This window comes from uncultured Pseudoxanthomonas sp. (genome assembly GCF_947498795.1).
Lineage (GTDB): Bacteria > Pseudomonadota > Gammaproteobacteria > Xanthomonadales > Xanthomonadaceae > Pseudoxanthomonas_A.
Genome location: NZ_CANMLQ010000001.1, coordinates 408,412 through 427,738, shown reverse-complemented (window position 1 = coordinate 427,738; position 19,327 = coordinate 408,412). Strand labels below are relative to the sequence as shown.

Below are 19,327 nucleotides of genomic sequence, written 5' to 3'. Positions count from 1 at the left end.
GCCGCCGCGCCCTTGCGGTCAGTCTTCCAGTTCCATGTTGATGGCGAGCGAGCGGATTTCCTTCACCAGCACGTTGAAGGATTCCGGCATGCCCGCGACCATCTCGTGGGCGCCATCGACGATGTTCTTGTACATCTGGTTGCGGCCCTGCACGTCGTCCGACTTGACCGTCAGCATTTCCTGCAGGGTGTGCGCCGCGCCGTAGGCTTCCAGCGCCCAGACTTCCATTTCACCGAACCGCTGGCCACCGAACTGCGCCTTGCCGCCCAGCGGCTGCTGGGTGACGAGCGAGTACGGACCGGTGGAGCGCGCGTGCATCTTGTCGTCCACCAGGTGGTTCAGCTTCAGCATGTGCATGTAGCCGACCGTGGTGTGGCGATCGAACGCCTCGCCCGTGCGGCCGTCGTACAGCTGGGTCTGGCCGCTGATCGGCAGGTCCGCGAGCTCGAGCATGTGCTTGATCTCGGTTTCCGCCGCACCGTCGAACACCGGGGTGGCCATCGGCACGCCGTCGGTCAGGTTCTTGGCCAGCGCGATCAGCTCGGCATCGCTGAACTGGTCCAGGTCCACGCGGTCCTCGCCCAGCTTCTGGTCGTGGTTGTAGATCTGGGTCAGGAACTTGCGCAGGTCGGCCACCTTGGCCTGGGCGTCCAGCATGTCCTGGATCTTCTTGCCCAACCCCTTCGCGGCCCAGCCCAGGTGCACTTCCAGCACCTGGCCGATGTTCATGCGCGACGGCACGCCAAGCGGGTTCAGCACGATGTCCACGGTCTCGCCGGTGGCCATGTACGGCATGTCCTCGACCGGCACGATGGTCGACACGACGCCCTTGTTGCCGTGGCGGCCGGCCATCTTGTCACCCGGCTGGATGCGGCGCTTCACGGCCAGGTAGACCTTGACCATCTTCAGCACGCCCGGGGCGAGGTCGTCGCCGGCGGTGATCTTGCCGCGCTTGTCGGCGAAGCGACGCTCGAACTCCTTCTCGTGCGCCTGGATCTGCATCTGGGCGCGCTCGATGGCGTCGGACGCGTCATCGTCCTTCATGCGCAGGGTGAACCACTCCGACTTCTTCAAGCCGTCGAGGTAGGCGTCGGTGATCGCGTCGCCCTTCTTCAGCGTACCCGGACCACCGTTGGCGACCTTGCCGACCAGCTGCGAGCGCAGGCGGGCGTAGATGGCGCCTTCCAGGATGCGGAACTGGTCGTCGAAGTCCTTCTTGACGCGCTTGATCTCGTTTTCCTCGATCTGGCGCGCACGCTTGTCCTTCTCGATGCCGTCGCGGGTGAAGACCTGCACGTCGATGACGGTACCGTCCATGCCCGGGGGCACGCGCAGCGAACTGTCCTTCACGTCCGAGGCCTTCTCGCCGAAGATCGCGCGCAGCAGCTTCTCTTCCGGGGTCAGCTGGCTTTCGCCCTTCGGCGTCACCTTGCCGACCATGATGTCGCCGGCACGCACTTCGGCGCCGATGTACACCACGCCGCTCTCGTCGAGGCGGTTCAGCGCCTGCTCGGAGACGTTCGGGATGTCGGCGGAGATTTCCTCCGGCCCCAGCTTGGTGTCGCGCGCGACGCAGGTCAGCTCTTCGATGTGGATCGTGGTGTAGCGATCCTCTTCCACCACGCGCTCGGAGAGCAGGATGGAGTCTTCGAAGTTGTAGCCGTTCCACGGCATGAACGCGATCAGCATGTTCTGGCCCAGCGCCAGCTCGCCGATGTCGGTCGAGGGACCGTCGGCGAGCACGTCGCCGCGCGCGACCACGTCGCCCACGTTCACCAGCGGACGCTGGTTGATGCAGGTGTTCTGGTTGGAGCGCGTGTACTTGATCAGCGAATAGATGTCGACGCCGGCATCGGTTTCACCGGAGATCTCGACTTCGTTGACCTTGACCACGATGCGGCCGGCGTCGATCTGCTCGACCACGCCGCCACGGCGGGCGTTCACGGTCACGCCCGAGTCGCGCGCCACGGCGCGCTCGATGCCGGTACCGACCAGCGGCTTCTGCGCACGCAGCGTCGGCACGGCCTGGCGCTGCATGTTGGCGCCCATCAGTGCGCGGTTGGCGTCATCGTGCTCCAGGAACGGCACCAGCGCCGCGGCGACCGACACGGTCTGCATCGGCGAGACGTCCATGTAGTCGACTTCGCTCGGCGGCTTCAGCAGCGATTCGCCCTGGTAGCGACACGGCACGAACTGCTCGGTCAGGCGGCTCTTGGCGTCATGCAGCGCGTTGGCCTGCGCGATGACGTACTCGTTCTCTTCGATCGCCGACAGGTATTCGATCTCGTCGGTGATGGTGCCGTCCACGACCTTGCGGTACGGCGTCTCGAGGAAGCCATAGCTGTTGGTGCGTGCGTACACGGCCAGCGAGTTGATCAGGCCGATGTTCGGGCCTTCCGGCGTCTCGATGGTGCAAACGCGGCCGTAATGGGTCGGGTGCACGTCGCGCACTTCGAAGCCGGCGCGCTCGCGGGTCAGGCCGCCCGGGCCGAGGGCCGACACGCGACGCTTGTGCGTGACTTCCGACAGCGGGTTGTTCTGGTCCATGAACTGCGACAGCTGCGAGGAGCCGAAGAACTCCTTGATCGCGGCGGCCACCGGCTTGGCGTTGATCAGTTCCTGCGGGGTCAGGCCCTCGGACTCGGCCATCGACAGGCGCTCCTTCACGGCGCGCTCGACGCGGACCAGGCCCACGCGGAAGACGTTCTCGGCCATTTCGCCGACCGAACGCACGCGACGGTTGCCCAGGTGGTCGATGTCGTCCACGGTGCCGCGGCCGTTGCGGATCTCGGTCAGGACCTTGATGACGTCCAGGATGTCCGAGGTCTCGCCCAGGCTGGCGACCAGGCGCTTGGCTTCTTCGTCATTGCGCGCGCCGAAGTACTTCTTGTCGTACAGCACGGCTTCGCCGGTGGTTTCCTTGCGACCCACGCGACGGTTGAACTTCATGCGGCCGACGTTCGACAGGTCGTAGCGCTCGAAGGTGAAGAACAGGTTGTGGAACAGGTTCTGCGCGGCGTCCTTGGTCGGCGGCTCACCGGGACGCATCATGCGGTAGATCTCGACCAGCGCTTCGAGCTGCGTCTTGGTGGGATCGATGCGCAGGGTGTTGGACAGGTACGGACCACGATCCAGGTCGTTGACCCACAGCGTGCCCACCGCGTCCACGCCGGCCTTGCGGAACTTGGCCAGCTGGTCGTCGGTGATCTCGTCGTTGGCGGCGGCCAGCAGCTCGCCGGTGTTGGCGTCGATCACGTCGTGCGACAGGATGCGGCCCACCAGGTACTCGTCCGGCACGGCCAGGGCGGCGATGCCTGACTGCTCCAGCTGCTTCACGTGGCGCGCGGTGATGCGCTTGCCGGCTTCCACGATGACCTTGTCACCGTCGGCCAGGTCGAAGTTCAGCGTCTCGCCGCGCAGGCGCTCGGCGACCAGCTCCAGCTGCACGCCTTCCGGCAGGATGTGGAAGGTGTTGACGTCGAAGAACTCGTTGAGCATCTCCTCGTTGGAGTAGCCCAGTGCGCGCAGCAGGATCGAGACCGGCAGCTTGCGGCGACGGTCAATGCGCGTGAACAGCGCGTCCTTCGGGTCGAACTCGAAGTCCAGCCAGGAGCCGCGGTAAGGAATGATGCGGGCGCTGTACAGCAGCTTGCCCGAGCTGTGCGTCTTGCCACGGTCGTGATCGAAGAACACGCCCGGCGAGCGGTGCAGCTGCGAGACGATGACGCGCTCGGTGCCGTTGACGATGAAGGTGCCGTTGTCGGTCATGAGCGGAATTTCGCCCAGATAGACCTCCTGCTCCTTCACGTACTTGATGGCCTTGGTCGACGACTCGCGGTCGTAGATCACCAGGCGCACGGTCACGCGCAGCGGGGCGCCGTAGCTCAGGCCACGGTTGCGGCACTCGCGCTCGTCGAACACCGGTTCGCCGAGCTTGTAGCCGACGTATTCCAGCGCGGCGTTGCCGCTGTAGCTGGCGATCGGGAAGACCGACTTCAGCGCAGCATGCAGGCCGCGGTCCTCGCGCTTCGCGGGATCGGTGTGTTCCTGCAGGAACTCGCGGTAGGAATCGACCTGGATGGCCAGCAGGAACGGGACCTCGAGGATCGACCGCTGCTTGCCGAAATCCTTGCGGATGCGCTTTTTCTCGGTGAACGAATATGTCGTCATGTGACTGTGCCTCTGGCAGCGTGGGGCGCGCGTCCGCGACCACACGGGGGACATTCTTTCGAACGGGGGAATTTCCAGTTGGAAGTCGCTGGTATTGCCGGCACCAGCACGCCTTCTGCCGCTACTTCCAACTACAAACTCGCTTCTACATCGCTACGTCTTGAAACGACCGAAGGCCAGGGGCTTTCGCCCCCGGCCTCGGGTTGTCGCCTGGGTGAAAGGGCGACGGATACGACTTACTTGACTTCGACGCTCGCACCAGCGGCTTCGAGTTCCTTCTTGAACTTGTCGGCGTCGTCCTTCGAGATGCCTTCCTTCAGGACGCCACCGGCTTCGGTGAGGTCCTTGGCTTCCTTCAGGCCCAGGCCGGTGATGGCGCGCACGGCCTTGATGACGTCGACCTTCTTGGCACCGGCGTCCTTCAGGACGATGGTGAACTCGGTCTGCTCTTCGACCGGGGCGGCAGCGGCGGCCGGGCCGGCAGCAGCGGCGACCGGGGCGGCGGCGGAGACGCCGAACTTCTCTTCGATGGCCTTGACCAGCTCCATCACTTCCATCAGGGTCTTGCCGGCAATGGCGTCGACGATCTGTTCGTTGGAAAGGGACATTGTGTTTACCTTTGGAAATTATCTGGGATTAGGGTTCGTAGAACCGTAAGACGTCGAACTCAGGCTTCGGCCGGGGCTTCAGCGGCGACTTCCGCCGGCGCTTCGCCACCACCCTGCTGGTCGGCCACGGCCTTGACGGCGCGGGCGAACATGGACGCAGGTTCGGCCAGCACGCGGGCCAACATGGCCAGCGCCTGGTCGCGGGTCGGCAGCGACGCCAGGACTTCCACATGGCTGGCCGGATACAGCTGGCCACCCACGGAGACGACCTTCGGCTGAAGCTTGTCGTTGCCCTTGGCGAACTCCTTGATCAGGCGACCGGCAGCGCCGGGCTCCTCGGTCGAAAACGCATACAGCAGCGGACCGACGAGCTTGTCCTGGACAACCTCGAACTCGGTACCGGCGATGGCGCGCACGGCCAGCGTGTTCTTGACTACCTTCAAGTACACACCGCTCTCGCGGGCCTTCTTGCGCATCGCGGTCATCTGGGTGACCGTGGTGCCTGCGTATTCGGCAGCGACCAGGGAGTGCGCCTTGGCGGCGACGTCTGCCAGTTCGGCGACTACTTCTTGCTTCTGGGACAGATTGAGAGCCATACACTCCTCACTTATTGACTCCGCTCGCGGCTCCTGCCGTTCGCGGTCCTGGACGGCGTCCATCCTGGATGCCGGGGACTTGCGGTCCCGTCGGTGGCCTGTCTGACGGGCCGGCCTTGCGGCCGGCACCAGAAAACTTCCAGAAGGCGGCACCATCTGCGCAGGCGCACTCCCTTGCGGGTGTGGATTAAGCGATCCCGCTAGTCACGACGGCGATTCCCTGCCAACACGAGCCTCCCTGCCCGTCGTCGTCACGCGCTGACCGCACCTGCGGTCTTTGACGGCTGTCGCTTGCACCGGAAACCGGCCTGGGCGACTGCCCTCAAAATGCTGTTGCGCCCTGCCCCGCGCCGCGGGACAGGGGTGATGCGATTACTTCAGGGACAGCGAAGACTGGTCCACCGTCACGCCGGGGCCCATGGTCGAGCTGACCGAGATCTTCTGCAGGTACTGGCCCTTGGAGGTGGCCGGCTTGGCCTTGACCAGGTCGATCAGCAGCGCCTGCAGGTTCGACTTCAGCGCTTCATCTTCGAAGCTCGCCTTGCCGATGGTGCAGTGGATGATGCCGGCCTTGTCGGTGCGGTAGCGCACCTGGCCCGACTTGGCGTTCTTGACCGCCTCGGCCGGGTTCGGCGACACGGTGCCGACCTTGGGGTTCGGCATCAGGCCGCGCGGGCCCAGGACCGTACCCAGCTTGCCGACCACGCGCATCGCGTCCGGCGTGGCGATGACCACGTCGTAGTTGATGTCGCCGGCCAGCATCTTCTCGGCCAGGTCGTCCATGCCGACGGCCTCGGCGCCAGCGGCGGCGGCTTCGTCAGCCTTCGCGCCGGCCGGGGCGAACACCGCCACGCGGACCGACTTGCCGGTACCGGCCGGCAGCACGGTGGAACCGCGCACCTGCTGGTCGGACTTCTTGGCGTCCACGCCCAGGCGCACGGCCACGTCGACGGACTCGACGAACTTGGACTTGACCGCGGTCTTGACGATCTTCAGGGCCTCGTCAATGGCGTATGCCTTGCCGGGGGTCACGGCGGCCAGGATGGCCTTCTGTCGCTTGTTCTGTGCCATCTCTTAACCCTCTACCGTCAGGCCCATGGAGCGGGCGGAACCCGCGATCGTGCGCACCGCTGCGTCCAGGTCGGCCGCGGTCAGGTCGGGTTCCTTCGCCTTGGCGATGTCCTCGAGCTGCTTGCGGGTGACCTTGCCCACCTTCTCGGTGTTGGGGCGCTTGGAGCCGGACGTGATGCCGACGGCCTTCTTCAGCAGGATCGACGCCGGGGGCGTCTTGGTGATGAAGGTGAAGGTGCGGTCGGAATAGGCCGTGATGACCACCGGAATCGGGAGACCCGGCTCCAGCTTCTGCGTGGCGGCGTTGAACGCCTTGCAGAATTCCATGATGTTCAGGCCGCGCTGACCCAGCGCAGGACCGACCGGCGGCGAGGGGTTGGCCTGACCGGCCTTCACCTGCAGCTTGATGTAACCGACAACTTTCTTTGCCATGTGAGTACTCTCCGGGTGCTAGCGCCTGTGAAGGCTCCCCATCGGACCGGGAAAATCACGCGTCCCGGCATCGCGTATCTCGAACGCGCCAATGGCCACCCGAAGGCGGCCATGGCTCCTGCCCGGCCAGCCGTTCAGGGAGCCGCGCAGTATAACAGGGTTTTGGCGGACCCGCTCGAGAGGGTCCGGCCGCCGGATCAGGCCTTCTCGACCTGTCCGAATTCCAGCTCCACCGGGGTGGAACGGCCGAAGATCAAAACCGCCACGCGCAGGCGGCTCTTCTCGTAATTGACTTCCTCGACCACGCCGTTGAAGTCGTTGAACGGACCGTCGGTGACACGGACCATCTCGCCCGGCTCGAACAGCACCTTGGGCTTGGGCTTCTCGACGCCTTCCTGCACGCGATCCAGGATGGCGGCCGCCTCTTCGTCGCGGATGGGCAGCGGACGATCGGCGGTGCCACCGATGAAGCCGAGCACCTTGGAGGTGTCCTTCACCAGGTGCCAGCTTTCATTGTCCATGCGCGGGATGCCGCCGTCGTCATGGGTCTCGATCTGGACCAGCACATAACCGGGGAAGAACTTGCGCTCGGAACGGCGCTTCTGGCCGGAGCGCATCTCCACGACCTCTTCGGTCGGGACGAGGACGTCGCCGAACTTCTCCTGCATGCCGTCGCGGACGATGCGATCGCGCAGGGCCTGGGCCACCGACTTCTCGAAGCCCGAATAGGCATGGACGACATACCAACGCTTCACTGCGGCACTCTCCTCAACGACCAAAATTCAGGAACTTCTCGATCGCCCACTGGATGGTGAAGTCGAAACCCGCCAGGATCAGGCTGAGCAGGATCACCACCACAATGACGACCCACGTCGTTCGGGTTGCTTCTTCGCGCGTCGGCCAGACGACCTTGCGCAGTTCGAACCGCGACTCGGACAGGAATTCGCGCGTATCGCGCCCCTTGCCCGTCTGCAGGAACACCAGCGCGCCGAGCACCAACCCGGCCACGACGGCCAGTGAGCGCAACGGCGTGGCCCACTGTCCATTGAACCACCACCACGCCACCAGACCGCCGACGACCAGCGCCAGCGCCAGGACGTACTTGGCGATGTCGGCTGCAGACGTGCCGGCTTTGGATTGTTCGACCTTGCTGTTCAAGTCAGTTGTCGCTCTTTGCTCTGGGGGAGTACCGGGAATACGGACTCCACGGGGAAGGAAGTGGCACGCCAGGAGGGACTCGAACCCCCAACCTGCGGTTTTGGAGACCGCTGCTCTGCCAATTGAGCTACTGGCGTATCGATAGAACTACAACCTTCCCTTAGACGGCGAAGGCGGACCGAGGTTCCGGTCCGCCCTTGTCGCTTCATCAGGCGCTGGATCCCCGCCTGCGCGGGGATGACGGCCCGAGGAAGCCGGACGGGCTGGCCCGTCCGGATCAGGACGTCACTTGATGATCTTGGCCACCACGCCGGCGCCGACCGTACGGCCGCCTTCGCGGATCGCGAAACGCAGGCCTTCGTCCATCGCCACCGGGTTGATCAGGGTCACCACCATCTTGATGTTGTCGCCCGGCATGACCATTTCCACGCCTTCCGGCAGCGTCACCGCACCGGTGATGTCGGTCGTGCGGAAGTAGAACTGCGGACGGTAGCCCTTGAAGAACGGGGTGTGACGGCCGCCTTCGTCCTTGCTCAGCACGTAGACTTCGGCTTCGAACTCGGTGTGCGGGGTGATCGAACCCGGCTTGGCCAGCACCTGGCCACGCTCCACGTCGTCACGCTTGGTGCCGCGCAGCAGCAGACCGGCGTTGTCGCCCGCCTGGCCCTGGTCCAGCAGCTTGCGGAACATTTCCACGCCCGTGACCGTGGTCTTCTGGGTCGGGCGGATACCGACGATCTCGATTTCCTCGCCCACCTTGATCACGCCGCGCTCGATACGACCGGTCACCACGGTGCCGCGGCCCGAGATCGAGAACACATCTTCCACCGGCATCAGGAACGGCTTGTCGACGTCACGCTCCGGGGTCGGGATCCAGGTATCCAGCGCATCGACCAGCTTCAGGATCGCCGGCACGCCGATCTCGCTCTGGTCGCCTTCCAGCGCCAGGCGGGCCGAGCCCGAGATGATCGGGGTGTCGTCGCCCGGGAACTCGTACTTGCTCAGCAGCTCGCGGACTTCCATCTCCACCAGCTCCAGTAGCTCGGCGTCGTCCACCATGTCGGCCTTGTTCAGGAACACGACGATGTACGGCACGCCCACCTGGCGCGAGAGCAGGATGTGCTCGCGCGTCTGCGGCATCGGGCCGTCGGCGGCCGAGCACACCAGGATCGCGCCGTCCATCTGGGCAGCACCGGTGATCATGTTCTTCACGTAGTCGGCGTGGCCCGGGCAATCCACGTGCGCGTAGTGGCGCGAAGCGGATTCATATTCCACGTGCGCCGTCGAGATCGTGATGCCGCGCGCCTTCTCTTCCGGCGCCGCGTCGATCGCGTCATAGGCCTTGAACTCGCCACCGAAACGCTCCGCGCCGATCTTCGTCAGCGCCGCCGTCAGCGTCGTCTTGCCGTGGTCAACGTGACCAATCGTGCCCACGTTCACGTGGGGCTTGGTGCGTTCGAACTTACCCTTTGCCATGGCTGCTGGTTCTCGAGTGGATCAATGGATGGAAGTGGTGCTCACGAAAGGAATCGAACCTTCGACCTCCTCCTTACCAAGGAGGTGCTCTACCGACTGAGCTACGTGAGCGTGAAACGGTTGTGTTGCCTGGATTGCCGCAGGTCCTGCGCAGGTGTTCAGTGGAGCGGGAGACGGGAATCGAACCCGCGCTAGTAGCTTGGAAGGCTACAGTTCTACCATTGAACTACTCCCGCACCGGGAGACCACTACAACGCGAAACAACAACGAAAACTGGTGGAGGGAGGTGGATTCGAACCACCGAAGGCGTAAGCCAGCAGATTTACAGTCTGCCCCCGTTGGCCGCTTGGGTATCCCTCCGGGATCACCGGACTGACTGGGCTGGAGGGCCAAATCAAACCAGGGTGAAACAGCCCGAGATTTTGGCGGGTACTCGACCGTCTGTCAACGCGCCCGCACCATTTTTTTCTCAGACATTGAACCGGAAATGCAGGACATCGCCTTCCTGCACGCGATATTCCTTGCCTTCCAGCCGGAGGCGGCCGGCATCGCGGGCACCCGACTCACCCTTGTACTTGAGGAAGTCGTCGAACGCGATGGTCTCGGCGCGGATGAATCCCTTCTCGAAATCCGTGTGGATCACCGCCGCGGCCTGGGGGGCGGTTGAACCGGCCCGCACCGTCCAGGCACGCACCTCCTTCACGCCTGCGGTGAAGTAGGTCTGCAGGCCCAGAAGCGTGTAGGCAGCCCGGATCACCCGATTCAGGCCCGGCTCGTCCAGGCCGAGGTCGGCCAGGAAAGCATCGCGGTCGGCATCGTCCAGCTGCGACAGCTCCTCTTCGATGGCGGCCGACACCGGAACCACCTGGGCACCCTCGGTCAGGGCACGGGCACGCACGGCCTCGAGGTGCGGGTTGTTCTCGAACCCGTCCTCCAGCACGTTGGCCACGTACATCACCGGCTTCAGGGTCAGCAGGAACAGGTCGCGGACCAGCGCCTTCTCCTCCTCGTCAAGGCCCAGCGCGCGGCCGGGCTTGCCGTCGTTGAGGCCCGCCTGCAGCTTCTGGAGCACCGGCTTGCGGGCGATCGCATCCTTCTCGCCCGCCTTGGCCGAGCGTTCGGCGCGGTTCAGCGCCTTTTCCACGCTCTCCAGGTCGGCCAGGGCCAGCTCGGTGTCGATGGTGTCGATATCCGAAATCGGATCGATCCGGTTGTTGACGTGGATGACGTCATCGTTCTCGAAGCAGCGCACCACGTGAGTGATCGCATCGACCTCGCGGATGTGGGCCAGGAACTTGTTGCCGAGGCCTTCTCCGCTGGCAGCGCCCGCGACCAGGCCGGCGATGTCCACGAACTCCACCGCCGTCGGGATCACCTTCTGCGGCTTGACGATCTCGGCCAGCTGATTGAGGCGCAGGTCGGGAACCGGCACCACGCCCACGTTCGGCTCGATGGTGCAGAACGGGAAGTTGGCCGCGGCGATGCCCGCCTTGGTCAGCGCATTGAACAGGGTGGACTTGCCTACGTTCGGCAAGCCGACGATGCCGCATTTGATGCCCATGTGTACATCCGGGATTCGTGATTCGTGATTGGTGATTCGCGGCCAGGTGCGCGCCTGCAAATCACCAATCACCAATCACGGCTTCTGCGTATGCAACCGCGTCATCGCATCCATGAAATTGCCCGCGACCGCGAGCGGCAGCACGTCGATGGCATCGTCGACCGCCCGCGCGATCAGGATTTCGTCATCCTTGCCCGGCTTGCCCAATACCCAGCCCGTCACGCGGTCCTTGTGCCCCGGGTGGCCGATGCCGATGCGCAGCCGGTGGAACTTGCCATGGCCCAAGTGCTGGATGGTGTCGCGCAGGCCGTTCTGGCCGCCGTGACCGCCATCGAACTTGAGTCGCGCGGCACCGGGGGGAAGATCCAGTTCGTCGTGCGCCAGCAAGGCCTCCTCCGGCGCGATCTTCCAGAAGCGCAGAGCAGCTGCCACGGACTTGCCGCTGAGGTTCATGTACGTGGCCGGCTTCAGCAGCCACACCGGCTGGCCGGCGACCACGACCTTCGCCGTCTCGCCGAACAGCTTGCTGTCCAGACCGAACCGCTCACCCTGCCGTTCCGCCAGGGCGTCGACAAAATGGAACCCGGCGTTGTGCCGGGTTCGGGCATGTTCGGCACCGGGATTACCCAGTCCGACGATGAGGCGCAAGCCTGCCATGGGGACGCACCGCGCACCTGCGCCCGCCGAAGCGGGCGCAGGATCACGCGATTACTTGTCGTCCTTCTTGGCGACCTTGGACGCCGGCACTTCCGCCGATTCCGCCGGCGCTTCCTCGACCTCTTCCTTGCCGTGCTTGGCGATCACGACGGCGACGTCGTGTTCCTTGCCCAGCTTCAGTTCGGGAATGGTGACGCCGGCCGGCAGCTTCACTTCCGACAGGTGGACCACCGCGCCGATGGCCAGGTCGGCCAGGTCGATCTCGATGAATTCCGGCAGGTCCTTCGGCAGGCACTCGACGACGACTTCGTTCAGCTCGTGGGTGACCACGACTTCGGCGGACTTGCCGGCCGGCGACTTGTCTTCGTTGAGGAAGTGCAGCGGCACTGCGGTGCGCAGCGTCTCGTTCTCGTTCACGCGCTGGAAGTCCAGGTGCATGATCTGCTGCTTGAACGGATGGCGCTGCATGTCACGCAGCAGCACCTTCTGGATGTCGCCGTTGAGGCTCAGGTCCAGGATCGACGAGTAGAACCAGTCGTGCTGGGAGGCCAGCCAGACTTCGTTATGGTTCAGCTGGATGCTGACCGGCTTCAGTTCGCCACCGTAAACGATGGCAGGCACGGTGCCCGCGTGACGGAGGCGGCGGCTCGCACCCTTACCCTCGTCTTCGCGGCGCTCGACCTTGATTTCATGCGTCTTAGCCATTGGATTCACTACCTAGTTGTTGGACCGCCCTTCGGCGATCTGATGAAAGGTTCACCCGCGACCAGATGAACCCGGAAAGCCGCGCACCGGTGAACCGGGGCGCAGCGGAGACTCAATCCACGTACAGCGAACTGACCGACTCGCCGAAGGCGATGCGGCGGATCGTTTCCGCCAGCAGTTCCGCCACAGACAGCTGGCGGATCTTGCTGCAGCCCTGCGCCTGCGGCGAGAGCGGGATGGTATCGGTGACGACGAGTTCATCGAGCACCGAATTGTTCAAGTTGTCCACCGCCGGGCCCGACAGCACGGGGTGCGTGCAGTACGCGGCCACCTTGTTGGCGCCATGCTGCTTCAGCGCCGCCGCCGCGGCGCAGAGCGTACCGGCGGTGTCGACGATGTCGTCCACCAGCACGCAGTCCTTGCCTTCAACGTCGCCGATGATGTTCATCACCGTGGCGACGTTGGCGCGCGGACGGCGCTTGTCGATGATCGCCAGGTCGGCGTCGTCCAGGCGCTTGGCCACCGCACGGGCGCGGACCACGCCACCCACGTCAGGCGACACGACCAGCAGGTTCTCCGTGCCGTAGGCGCGCCAGATGTCGGCCAGCAGAAGCGGCGACGCGTACACGTTGTCGACCGGGATATCGAAGAAACCCTGGATCTGGTCGGCGTGCAGGTCGACCGTCAGCACGCGGTCCGCGCTGACGGCGCCGAACATCTTCGCCGCCACCTTCGCCGTGATCGGCACGCGCGAAGAGCGCATGCGGCGATCCTGGCGGGCGTAGCCGAAATACGGCACCACCGCGGTGACGCTGCTGGCCGATGCGCGCTTCAGCGCGTCGATCAGGACCAGCAGTTCCACCAGGTTCTCGGCACTCGGCGCGCACGTGGGCTGCACGACGAACACTTCCTGCCGGCGCACGTTTTCCTGGATCTCCACCTGCACTTCGCCGTCGGAGAACCGGGATACCAGCGCCTTGCCCGGACGCACGCCCAACTCGCGGCAGATGCTGTTCGCCAACGGCTTGTTGGCGTTGCCGGAGAAGACAAGCAGGTTGCGTTCGTCTTGCATGGGTCGTCTCGGCAGGCGCAGCGTGACACGGGTGAATTGGCAGGGGCGGAAGGATTCGAACCTACGAATGCCGGGATCAAAACCCGGTGCCTTAACCACTTGGCGACGCCCCTAGGCGTTTTTCTCCGTCCCGCGACACGATGCCAGCGCGCGCAGCAGTGGCGATCGCGCGGCGCCCTCCACCACCCAGGCATGCAGCCCGGACGGCAAGGTCGCCAGCGCGGCCTCGGCCGAGTCCCGATCGGCGAACTCCACGAAGCAGCCGCCGCCGGAACCCGTCAATCGTGGCGTACCGACGTGCGACAGGGCCTGGAAGACCGCCTCGATGGGAGGCTCCCGGCGACGCACGACCGGCTCGAACACGTTGCCGAGCAGTGATCCCGAAACGAAGTCCGATATTTTCGCGGGTGCAGCATCACGCGTCAAATGCGGCGATGCGAACAGGGCCGCCGTAGGTACATGGACGCCGGGATCCACCAGCAGGTACCAGGCGGGCGGAAGCGCCAACGGCGTCAGGACCTCGCCCACGCCTTCCGCCCAGGCATTCTCGCCGCGGACGAAGACGGGCACGTCGGCCCCCAGCCGGAGGCCCAATGCCGCCAGGCGGTCCATGCCCAGATTGCACCCCCATAGTCGGTCCAGCGCCACCAGCACCGTCGCCGCGTCGGAAGATCCACCACCGAACCCACCCCCCGCGGGAATGCGCTTTTCCACTCCGATGTCTACACCTTGCGCGACATTGGCTTCATTTTTCAACAAGTTGGCCGCGCGGACAACGAGGTCATCCGCCTCCGGAACGCCGGGAACGGACTCACCGATCCGGCAAACCCGGCCATCTCCACGGCACCGCAGGTGGACCTGATCGCCCCACTCCAGCAGCCGGAAGACCGTCTGCAGGAGGTGGTAACCGTCCGCACGCCGGCCGGTGATCTGCAGGGCCAGGTTGAGCTTGGCCGGCGCCGGCCAGGCCGACCAGCCTTCCGCAGCCGGGAATGCGCTCACTGCGTCGCCAACTGCCACTGATCGATGGCGACCTTCACCGAGGCGCCCTGTCGCCGGGCCTCCATGCGACGCGGCATGATCGGGCGGGCACCCTCGGCCGGAAACCAGTCCAGGTAATCCACGCGCCACCCCTGCTGGGTCAGGGTGCGCAGGCGACCCTCGATGTCGTACTCCACGCCATCGATGGAAACGGCGGGATCGGCGACACCGCGGACCCAGTGCACCATCGACGCGACCGGAATGTCCCAGCCCGTGGCGTCGCGCAACAGCCGGTCGGCATCGGCACCTTCGCGCGGCCCGCCCTCGAGTCCCTCCAGCCGTGCGGCGCGGGTCACCAGGTCGCCGTCCAGCCGCCAGCTCTGACGGGTCACCGGCGCGCTCAGCGCGACGAGATAGTCCGTGCCGGTCTGCTGCCAGTCGATGCGGCCGCTGCCCCCTTTGCCGTTGGCGTTGACGGCCACGCGTCCGGCAAACGACCAGTCCGCTTGCGAAGCCAGCCACGCGGCACGCGTCGCCTGTCCGGCCTGTGCGGCCGCCAGGGCTGCCGGGTCGCGCAGGACCGGTGAGTCCACCGTGGCGCTGCGCGTCGCACAGCCGGCCATCGACAGGGCCGCCAGCCCCGCCAGCAGGAATCCTGAAACCTTCATGCGCCTGTCTTCTCCAGCGCCCGCAGCAGCGAGCGGTTGTCGGGGTCGAGCTTGCGGGCCTCGTCGAAGTAACGGCGCGCTTCCTCCTTCTGCCCCATCACCCACAGCACTTCAGCCACGTGCGCGGCGATTTCGGGGTCCTTCTGCAGCGTGAACGCGCGCCTCAGCTCGACCAGCGCCTCCGCGTTGCGGCCCAGCCGGTACAGCACCCAGCCGTAGCTGTCGATGATGGCGGCATCATCCGGCGCCGCGGTACGCGCCCGGCCGATCAGCTCCAGCGCCTCCTGGTAGCGCGTGGTGCGATCGGCGAGCGTGTATCCCAGCGCATTCAGCGCCGCCACGTTGTCCGGCTCGATCACCAGGATGCGGCGGAAGTCGGCCTCGGCATGGTCGATGCGGTCGCGCCGCTCCCAGGCCAGGCCACGCGAATAGAGCAGGGCCAGATCGTCGGGGTACGCGGCCAGTCCGCGCGCGAACACGTCCAGTTCGCCGGCGTCCTGTTCGTCCTTCTGCCGCAACTCGGCTTCCATCAGGTAAGCGTCGCGACGCGTGCCGTCGTCGACCGTCGCATCTCCCTGGAGTGCACGCGCCTCGGCGAAGGCGTCGTCCTTGCGACCCAGGTCGAACAGGGCCTTGATGGCGCGCAAGCGGGCTTCGGCACGCTGGTCGCCGGCCGGGACACTGCGGTACCAGGTGAGCGCTTCCTCGCGCCGCTCCAGGAACTCGGCCATCTGGCCCAGCAACAGCCTGCGGTCCGGACTGTACTCGGTGGGCTGGCCTGCACTGGCCTGTTTCAGCTCCTCGTAAAGCGCGTTGAGGGCGGTCTTGTCGTCGGCCTTGGCGAGCAGTTGCGCGCGCAGGCCGTAGGTCAGCGTGTCCTGCGGCCCCTGCCCCATGGCGCGGGAGGCGGCTGCCGGATCGCCGAGGCGGTCGTACTCTTCCGCGAGCTTGAGCCGGAGGGCGGCATCGGTGGCCGCCTTCGGCAGCAGCGTGTCGAGGACCGCGCGCGCCTCCTCCTTGCGGTCCGCCTGCAGCAGTTGGCTGGCTTGCAGCAACGCGACCAGCGGCTCGCCGGAGAAGCGTTTCACCACCTCGCCGACCATGCGCTCGGCCAGCGCGGCCTGGTCCAACTGCTGGGCGAGCCCGGTGAAGGCCAGCCACGGCTGCAGCTTGTCGGGGATGGCGCCGTCGTCGACCAGCTCCCGCAACAGTCGCGGCGCCAGCGCCGGGTCCTTGCTGCCGCTGCCCAGGGCGGTCAGCGCGTAGCGCCAGCCCAGGTCATCGGTTTCCTTCATCAGCGCCGCCAGTTCGCGACGCGCAACGCGCGACTGGCCCTGGCGCATGGCGAGCGTGGCCTCCGCGCCACGCAGGGCAAGCGTCCTCGGCGAGCGTGCCCGCCATAACTTCAACGCATCCGCCGCGCGGGCATCGTCCTTGGCCAGCAGGGCGATGCGCGTGGCGCGCTCGGCCAGGCCGGCGTCGTCGTCGCGCCGGGCGGCATCGAGGTACCAGCGCGCGGCCTCGGGCAATTGGCCGGCCTGCAGGGCGAATTCCCCCGCCATCACCGTGGCCAGCGCGTCGTCCTGCGGGGCGGCCGGCGATGTCGTCGTGGCCGCGGCGGCGGACGGTATCGCGGCCGCGAGGACCAGCAGGGCGAACCAGCTGCGAATCATTTCGGGCATGAAGGTCACGTCGGCCGTAAAATGGCGGCCCTGATATGAGCCAGCAGCTTACTGCAAGCGCCTGAACGATGACGTTGTGGGTCCTCGGATTGAACCACCAGACTGCGCCGGTCGACCTGCGCGAGCGGGTGGCGTTCGACGCCGGCACGGTGCCGCATGCGCTGTCGTCGCTGCGGGCGCTGCCCGACGTGGTGGAAGCCGCCCTGCTGTCGACCTGCAACCGCACCGAGCTGTACGCGGTGGCGGAAGACGGTGACGTGCTGGCGAGCTGGCTGGCGACCCACGCCGAGGGGCTCGAAGGCTATCTCTACCGTCACCGCGACGCCGATGCCGTCCGCCACCTGTTCCGGGTCGCCACCGGGCTGGACTCGATGGTGCTGGGCGAACCGCAGATCCTCGGCCAGGTGAAGGACGCCTGGGCTACGGCGCGCGAACACGGTGCGCTCGGCAACCGCCTGGACCGCCTGTTCCAGCAGACCTTCGCCGTCGCCAAGCGTGCGCGCACCGATACCCGCGTCGGCGCGAACCCCGTTTCCGTGGCCTCCACCGCCGTGCGCCTGGCGCAGAACTCCTTCGCCCGCCTCAGCGAATCCACCGTGCTGCTGGTCGGCGCCGGCGAAACCATCGAACTGGCCGCCAAGCACCTGAGCGAAGGCAAGGTGCGGCGCCTGCTGGTCGCCAACCGCACGCTGGCGCACGCGCAGGAACTGGCCACGCGCCACGGCGGCTACGCCCTGCCCCTGGCTGAACTGGAACGCCACCTGGCCGAGGCCGACGTGGTGTTCTCCGCCACCGCCGCGCGCGAGCCGGTCGTGCTGCAGGTACAGGTGGCCGCCGCACTGGCCAAGCGCAAGCACAAGCCGATGCTGCTGTTCGACCTTGCCGTGCCGCGGGATATCGAAGCATCCGTGGCCGAACTGCGCGACGCCTACCTCTATACCGTCGACGACCTCGAGCGCGCGGTCGAGGACAACCGCCGCAGCCGGCGCGAGGCCGCCGATGCCGCGGAAGCCATCATCGACGTACAGGTCGGCCGCTTCATGGAAAGCCTGCTGGCCGGCTCCCGCCAGGAGCCGCTCAAGCGGCTGCGCGCGCTGGGCGAGACCACGCGCGAGGACGTGCTGGCGAAGGCGCGGCAGCAACTCGCCAACGGGCGGGAACCCGAGCAGGTACTGGAGTTCCTCGCCCACACACTGACCAACCGCCTGCTGCATCCGCCGACCGCCGCCCTGCGCGAGGCGGCGATGAGCGGCGATGCGGAACTGACGCGCGCCGCGGATCGCCTGTTCCCGGCGCAGCCGCCCTACTCCCACGTGAAGAAAGACGATGACGCCGACGCTGCGCCGTAAGCTCGAAGCGCTGGCCGAACGCCGGGAAGAACTCGAACGCCTGCTCGCCGACCCCGGCGTGATCGGCGACAGCGACCGTTTCCGCAGTTTCTCGCGCGAGTTTTCCCAACTGGAACCCGTCGCCACGGCCATGGCGGAGGAAAAGCGCGCGCGAGCCGACCTGGTCGCCGCACAGGCGATGCGCGACGACCCGGAACTGGCCGAACTGGCCGACGAGGAGATCGAAGCAGCCCGCCAGCGCCTTGCGCAGCTGGATGACGAACTGATGCTGCTGCTGTTGCCGAAGGACCACCGCGACGACGGCAACCTGTTCCTGGAAGTGCGCGCCGGCACCGGCGGCGACGAGGCCGCGATCTTCGCCGGCGACCTGTTCCGCATGTACGCGCGCTACGCCGAGCGCCAAGGCTGGAGGGTGGAGATCGAATCCGACAGCCCGGGCGAGCACGGCGGCTACAAGGAAATCGTGGCGCGCGTCGTCGGCCGCGGCGCGTATTCCAAGCTCAAGTTCGAATCCGGCACCCACCGCGTGCAGCGCGTGCCCGAGACCGAATCGCAGGGCCGCATCCACACGTCGGCGGCGACGGTAGCGATCATCCCGGACGTGGACGAGGTGGACGACATCCTCATCAACCCCGCCGACCTGAAGGTGGACACCTTCCGCTCGTCCGGCGCCGGTGGGCAGCACGTCAACAAGACCGAGTCGGCGATCCGCATCACCCACGTGCCCAGTGGCGTGGTGGTGGAATGCCAGACCGAGCGCAGCCAGCACGCCAACCGCGACAAGGCGATGAAGCGGCTGAAAGCGCAGCTGCTGGATGCCGAGCGCAGCAAGCAGCAGGCCGCGCAGGCGGAGACGCGCAAGCTGCAGGTCGGCAGCGGCGACCGCAGCCAGCGCATCCGCACCTACAACTTCCCGCAGGGCCGCATCACCGACCACCGCGTCGACGGCCTCACCCTGTACGACCTGCCCAACATCATCCAGGGCGACCTGGACGAACTGATCGACCGCCTCAGCCGCGAGCATCTGGCGGATGAACTTGCGCGGCTGACGGAAGCGGCGTGATCCGGGAGGTCGTCTCCACGCTGCCCACTCCCTCGCGCCGGCGGCCGCCAACCGCCGAGTGGCGGGTCGAGCCGGAAT

17 protein-coding genes and 5 tRNA genes are annotated in these 19,327 nt (G+C 66.3%); 2 read left to right on the top strand and 20 right to left on the bottom strand.

Going from position 1 to position 19,327, the window contains the following annotated elements; translation table 11 throughout:
* Nucleotides 1-18: 18 nt before the first annotated feature.
* The 20 genes from rpoB to Q0907_RS01925 form a co-directional block, all read right to left on the bottom strand.
* Nucleotides 19-4,170: a DNA-directed RNA polymerase subunit beta gene (rpoB, locus tag Q0907_RS02020; protein ID WP_299341004.1), complete on the bottom strand. Its 4,152-nt coding sequence runs from the start codon at nucleotides 4,168-4,170 to the stop codon at nucleotides 19-21.
* Between the two features lie 236 nt (nucleotides 4,171-4,406).
* Complete coding sequence (gene rplL / locus Q0907_RS02015; protein WP_296282926.1) at nucleotides 4,407-4,778, bottom strand: 50S ribosomal protein L7/L12; 372 nt, start codon at nucleotides 4,776-4,778, stop codon at nucleotides 4,407-4,409.
* Nucleotides 4,779-4,837: 59 nt separating this feature from the next.
* Nucleotides 4,838-5,374, bottom strand: coding sequence for a 50S ribosomal protein L10 (rplJ, locus tag Q0907_RS02010; RefSeq protein WP_299341002.1), 537 nt, complete (start codon nucleotides 5,372-5,374; stop codon nucleotides 4,838-4,840).
* 372 nt (nucleotides 5,375-5,746) lie between these two features.
* Nucleotides 5,747-6,445 (bottom strand): 50S ribosomal protein L1, encoded by a 699-nt coding sequence (gene rplA / locus Q0907_RS02005; RefSeq protein ID WP_296282928.1) that lies wholly within the window; start codon nucleotides 6,443-6,445, stop codon nucleotides 5,747-5,749.
* Between the two features lie 3 nt (nucleotides 6,446-6,448).
* Nucleotides 6,449-6,877 (bottom strand): 50S ribosomal protein L11, encoded by a 429-nt coding sequence (gene rplK / locus Q0907_RS02000; protein WP_055945202.1) that lies wholly within the window; start codon nucleotides 6,875-6,877, stop codon nucleotides 6,449-6,451.
* A 197-nt stretch (nucleotides 6,878-7,074) separates the two neighbouring features.
* Nucleotides 7,075-7,632 (bottom strand): transcription termination/antitermination protein NusG, encoded by a 558-nt coding sequence (gene nusG, locus Q0907_RS01995; protein WP_296282929.1) that lies wholly within the window; start codon nucleotides 7,630-7,632, stop codon nucleotides 7,075-7,077.
* Between the two features lie 13 nt (nucleotides 7,633-7,645).
* Entirely contained in the window at nucleotides 7,646-8,035 is a 390-nt protein-coding gene (gene secE / locus Q0907_RS01990) for a preprotein translocase subunit SecE (RefSeq protein ID WP_299340998.1), read from the bottom strand.
* A 61-nt stretch (nucleotides 8,036-8,096) separates the two neighbouring features.
* Nucleotides 8,097-8,172 (bottom strand) — tRNA-Trp (locus Q0907_RS01985).
* Between the two features lie 148 nt (nucleotides 8,173-8,320).
* Nucleotides 8,321-9,511 (bottom strand): elongation factor Tu, encoded by a 1,191-nt coding sequence (gene tuf, locus Q0907_RS01980; protein ID WP_192272445.1) that lies wholly within the window; start codon nucleotides 9,509-9,511, stop codon nucleotides 8,321-8,323.
* 35 nt (nucleotides 9,512-9,546) lie between these two features.
* Nucleotides 9,547-9,622: transfer RNA gene (locus Q0907_RS01975), tRNA-Thr, on the bottom strand.
* A 51-nt stretch (nucleotides 9,623-9,673) separates the two neighbouring features.
* Nucleotides 9,674-9,747, bottom strand: a tRNA-Gly gene (locus Q0907_RS01970).
* Nucleotides 9,748-9,785: 38 nt separating this feature from the next.
* Nucleotides 9,786-9,871, bottom strand: a tRNA-Tyr gene (locus Q0907_RS01965).
* Nucleotides 9,872-9,980: 109 nt separating this feature from the next.
* Entirely contained in the window at nucleotides 9,981-11,072 is a 1,092-nt protein-coding gene (gene ychF / locus Q0907_RS01960; protein WP_296281985.1) for a redox-regulated ATPase YchF, read from the bottom strand.
* A 75-nt stretch (nucleotides 11,073-11,147) separates the two neighbouring features.
* On the bottom strand, nucleotides 11,148-11,729 hold the full coding sequence (pth, locus tag Q0907_RS01955; protein WP_296281987.1) for an aminoacyl-tRNA hydrolase: 582 nt from the start codon (nucleotides 11,727-11,729) through the stop codon (nucleotides 11,148-11,150).
* Between the two features lie 51 nt (nucleotides 11,730-11,780).
* Nucleotides 11,781-12,434 (bottom strand): 50S ribosomal protein L25/general stress protein Ctc, encoded by a 654-nt coding sequence (locus Q0907_RS01950; protein ID WP_296281988.1) that lies wholly within the window; start codon nucleotides 12,432-12,434, stop codon nucleotides 11,781-11,783.
* A gap of 112 nt (nucleotides 12,435-12,546) precedes the next feature.
* Nucleotides 12,547-13,506, bottom strand: a complete 960-nt coding sequence (locus Q0907_RS01945; protein WP_055940747.1) for a ribose-phosphate diphosphokinase — start codon at nucleotides 13,504-13,506, stop codon at nucleotides 12,547-12,549.
* A gap of 37 nt (nucleotides 13,507-13,543) precedes the next feature.
* Nucleotides 13,544-13,619 (bottom strand) — tRNA-Gln (locus Q0907_RS01940).
* The gene (gene ispE / locus Q0907_RS01935) at nucleotides 13,618-14,508 is read right to left on the bottom strand and encodes a 4-(cytidine 5'-diphospho)-2-C-methyl-D-erythritol kinase (protein WP_299340991.1); all 891 of its coding nucleotides are present in this window, start codon (nucleotides 14,506-14,508) and stop codon (nucleotides 13,618-13,620) included. The genes Q0907_RS01940 and ispE overlap by 2 nt, the downstream gene beginning before the upstream one ends.
* A complete protein-coding gene (lolB, locus tag Q0907_RS01930; protein WP_299340989.1) occupies nucleotides 14,505-15,155 on the bottom strand; it encodes a lipoprotein insertase outer membrane protein LolB in 651 nt (216 codons plus the stop codon). The genes ispE and lolB overlap by 4 nt, the downstream gene beginning before the upstream one ends.
* Nucleotides 15,152-16,837, bottom strand: coding sequence for a hypothetical protein (locus tag Q0907_RS01925; protein ID WP_299340987.1), 1,686 nt, complete (start codon nucleotides 16,835-16,837; stop codon nucleotides 15,152-15,154). Before Q0907_RS01925 ends, lolB begins: the two co-directional genes overlap by 4 nt.
* Before the next feature lie 68 nt (nucleotides 16,838-16,905).
* Here Q0907_RS01925 and hemA point away from each other — a divergent pair, with 68 nt between their 5' ends.
* Nucleotides 16,906-18,186, top strand: a complete 1,281-nt coding sequence (hemA, locus tag Q0907_RS01920; protein WP_299340986.1) for a glutamyl-tRNA reductase — start codon at nucleotides 16,906-16,908, stop codon at nucleotides 18,184-18,186.
* The gene (gene prfA / locus Q0907_RS01915; protein WP_299340984.1) at nucleotides 18,164-19,249 is read left to right on the top strand and encodes a peptide chain release factor 1; all 1,086 of its coding nucleotides are present in this window, start codon (nucleotides 18,164-18,166) and stop codon (nucleotides 19,247-19,249) included. The genes hemA and prfA overlap by 23 nt, the downstream gene beginning before the upstream one ends.
* Nucleotides 19,250-19,327 lie beyond the last annotated feature (78 nt).

Bases quoted from the DNA above. Each gene is read 5' to 3' on its own strand.
- tuf (WP_192272445.1), bottom strand. From the start codon at position 9,511: ATGGCAAAGGGTAAGTTCGAACGCACCAAGCCCCACGTGAACGTGGGC.
- rplL (WP_296282926.1), bottom strand. From the start codon at position 4,778: ATGTCCCTTTCCAACGAACAGATCGTCGACGCCATTGCCGGCAAGACC.
- rplJ (WP_299341002.1), bottom strand. From the start codon at position 5,374: ATGGCTCTCAATCTGTCCCAGAAGCAAGAAGTAGTCGCCGAACTGGCA.
- Q0907_RS01945 (WP_055940747.1), bottom strand. From the start codon at position 13,506: ATGCAAGACGAACGCAACCTGCTTGTCTTCTCCGGCAACGCCAACAAG.
- rplA (WP_296282928.1), bottom strand. From the start codon at position 6,445: ATGGCACAGAACAAGCGACAGAAGGCCATCCTGGCCGCCGTGACCCCC.
- lolB (WP_299340989.1), bottom strand. From the start codon at position 15,155: ATGAAGGTTTCAGGATTCCTGCTGGCGGGGCTGGCGGCCCTGTCGATG.
- prfA (WP_299340984.1), top strand. From the start codon at position 18,164: ATGACGCCGACGCTGCGCCGTAAGCTCGAAGCGCTGGCCGAACGCCGG.
- Q0907_RS01950 (WP_296281988.1), bottom strand. From the start codon at position 12,434: ATGGCTAAGACGCATGAAATCAAGGTCGAGCGCCGCGAAGACGAGGGT.
- Q0907_RS01925 (WP_299340987.1), bottom strand. From the start codon at position 16,837: ATGCCCGAAATGATTCGCAGCTGGTTCGCCCTGCTGGTCCTCGCGGCC.
- ychF (WP_296281985.1), bottom strand. From the start codon at position 11,072: ATGGGCATCAAATGCGGCATCGTCGGCTTGCCGAACGTAGGCAAGTCC.
- pth (WP_296281987.1), bottom strand. From the start codon at position 11,729: ATGGCAGGCTTGCGCCTCATCGTCGGACTGGGTAATCCCGGTGCCGAA.
- rplK (WP_055945202.1), bottom strand. From the start codon at position 6,877: ATGGCAAAGAAAGTTGTCGGTTACATCAAGCTGCAGGTGAAGGCCGGT.
- hemA (WP_299340986.1), top strand. From the start codon at position 16,906: ATGACGTTGTGGGTCCTCGGATTGAACCACCAGACTGCGCCGGTCGAC.
- rpoB (WP_299341004.1), bottom strand. From the start codon at position 4,170: ATGACGACATATTCGTTCACCGAGAAAAAGCGCATCCGCAAGGATTTC.